The sequence below is a fragment of the Stutzerimonas nosocomialis genome (assembly GCF_005876855.1).
Taxonomy (GTDB): domain Bacteria; phylum Pseudomonadota; class Gammaproteobacteria; order Pseudomonadales; family Pseudomonadaceae; genus Stutzerimonas; species Stutzerimonas nosocomialis.
Map to the genome: position 1 here is coordinate 1 of NZ_QLAE01000079.1, position 1,127 is coordinate 1,127.

Sequence of the window (1,127 nt, forward strand, 5' to 3'; positions counted from 1 at the left end):
TTACGAACCGAACAGGCTTATGTCCACTGGGTTCGTGCCTTCATCCGTTTCCACGGTGTGCGTCACCCGGCAACCTTGGGCAGCAGCGAAGTCGAGGCATTTCTGTCCTGGCTGGCGAACGAGCGCAAGGTTTCGGTCTCCACGCATCGTCAGGCATTGGCGGCCTTGCTGTTCTTCTACGGCAAGGTGCTGTGCACGGATCTGCCCTGGCTTCAGGAGATCGGAAGACCTCGGCCGTCGCGGCGCTTGCCGGTGGTGCTGACCCCGGATGAAGTGGTTCGCATCCTCGGTTTTCTGGAAGGCGAGCATCGTTTGTTCGCCCAGCTTCTGTATGGAACGGGCATGCGGATCAGTGAGGGTTTGCAACTGCGGGTCAAGGATCTGGATTTCGATCACGGCACGATCATCGTGCGGGAGGGCAAGGGCTCCAAGGATCGGGCCTTGATGTTACCCGAGAGCTTGGCACCCAGCCTGCGCGAGCAGCTGTCGCGTGCACGGGCATGGTGGCTGAAGGACCAGGCCGAGGGCCGCAGCGGCGTTGCGCTTCCCGACGCCCTTGAGCGGAAGTATCCGCGCGCCGGGCATTCCTGGCCGTGGTTCTGGGTTTTTGCGCAGCACACGCATTCGACCGATCCACGGAGCGGTGTCGTGCGTCGCCATCACATGTATGACCAGACCTTTCAGCGCGCCTTCAAACGTGCCGTAGAACAAGCAGGCATCACGAAGCCCGCCACACCGCACACCCTCCGCCACTCGTTCGCGACGGCCTTGCTCCGCAGCGGTTACGACATTCGAACCGTGCAGGATCTGCTCGGCCATTCCGACGTCTCTACGACGATGATTTACACGCATGTGCTGAAAGTTGGCGGTGCCGGAGTGCGCTCACCGCTTGATGCGCTGCCGCCCCTCACTAGTGAGAGGTAGGGCAGCGCAAGTCAATCCTGGCGGATTCACTACCCCTGCGCGAAGGCCATCGGTGCCGCATCGAACGGCCGGTTGCGGAAAGTCCTCCCTGCGTCCGCTGATGGCCGGCAGCAGCCCGTCGTTGCCTGATGGATCCAACCCCTCCGCTGCTATAGTGCAGTCGGCTTCTGACGTTCAGTGCAGCCGTCTTCTGAAAACGACAC

At 61.8% G+C, this 1,127-nt stretch carries 1 protein-coding gene; it reads left to right on the forward strand.

Translation table 11 applies throughout. The annotated features are described in order from the left end of the window. On the forward strand, positions 1 to 924 hold a 924-nt coding region (gene intI1 / locus DN824_RS22390), incomplete at its 5' end, for a class 1 integron integrase IntI1 (protein ID WP_032441700.1). Positions 925 to 1,127 lie beyond the last annotated feature (203 nt).